We start from the raw sequence: 1,415 nt of genomic DNA on the forward strand, positions 1-1,415 counted from the left end.
ATTCATTACTGCGTTAATTTGATATAATATAGGTAACATTTATGAAAGTGGTGGTCATTGTGTTACACAGCGAAAATGAAAATCCTCAAATACAATATGAATTGGTTTGTATGGAGGCGCTTGTGCCAAAAGACCACCTTCTCAGACAAATTCAAACCCACATCAACTTCTCTTTTATTACGGAGAAAGTCAAAGGTTTATACCATCCCACACAAGGACGACCTCCCATTCCTCCTGTTCGTTTATTTAAAATGTTGCTCATTGGTTATTTGTTTAATGTGCGCTCAGAGCGTCGACTAGAAAAAGAAATTGAAGTAAACATCGCTTATCGTTGGTTCTTGGGCCTCTCCTTTTCAGACTCCGTTCCTCACCACTCCACAATTAGTTGGAATCGCCAACACCGTTTCAAAGGAACTACCGTATTTCAGGATATTTTCGATGAAGTTGTGCGTCTAGCGATGAATCTTAATATGGTTGCTGGTCGCTTGCAATTTACAGATTCCACGCATATGCGTGCAAATGCGAGTAACAACAAGTACAGAAACCAAGAACAAGTGAAGCCGGCTTCGGTATATTTGGAAGAACTCGAGAAAGCCGTAACGGAAGATCGTTTGGCTCATGGAAAAGAGCCGCTACCGCAAAAAAAATCAGAGTCTTTTGAAAACAACAAGGTCAGTACAACCGACCCTGATAGTGGATATATGAGTCGTAAAGGCAAACCCGAAGGCTTTTTTTATTTGGAGCACCGCACGATCGATGCGAAATTCAACATCATCACCGACTCGTTTGTGACGGCTGGGGATGTCAATGACTCAACCGTTTATATCGATCGGCTAGAACGCCAAATAAGTACTTTCGGCTGGGAAACAACGATGGAAGCAGTGGCGTTGGACTCGGGATATATGAGTCACTACATCTGTAAAAAATTAGAAGAGAAACAGATCCGAGGTGCGATCGCCCCGCGGCAGATTCCTACTGTTAAAGATATTTTTCCGAAAAATGAGTTCCATTATGATGCGAATGCAGATATCTACCGCTGTCCTGCAAATGAAACATTGAGCTATGCTACGACAGACCGTGACGGGGATAAAATCTACAACTCCGATGTGAAAATATGCGCTAAATGCCCACTACTCAGCAAATGTACAACGTCAAAAACTCATCAGAGATCGATCTCGAGACACGTATGGGCAAAGCATAAAGAAAAAGTAACCGCCTATACGAAAAGTTCGGTGGGGCAGCTCATTTATGCGAAACGAAAAGAAACCATAGAACGAAGTTTCGCAGAGTCTAAAGAGCTCTACGGACTTCGTCGTTGTCGGTTGCGCACACGAGTTGGTGTTCAGGAGCAAACGCTGATGACCAGCGTTGCACAGAACCTCAAACGAATCGCCAGGCATCTGGCGAAGCAGAAG

The 1,415-nt window shown here is 43.4% G+C and carries 1 protein-coding gene; it reads left to right on the plus strand.

All coding sequences use genetic code 11. From position 1 onward, the window contains the following. Positions 1-41: 41 nt before the first annotated feature. Positions 42-1,415 (plus strand): IS1182 family transposase (locus tag GC098_RS10755; RefSeq protein WP_171643167.1); only part of this gene is annotated, 1,374 nt, incomplete at its 3' end.

This window comes from Paenibacillus phytorum, assembly GCF_013141715.1.
Classification (GTDB): domain Bacteria; phylum Bacillota; class Bacilli; order Paenibacillales; family NBRC-103111; genus Paenibacillus_E; species Paenibacillus_E phytorum.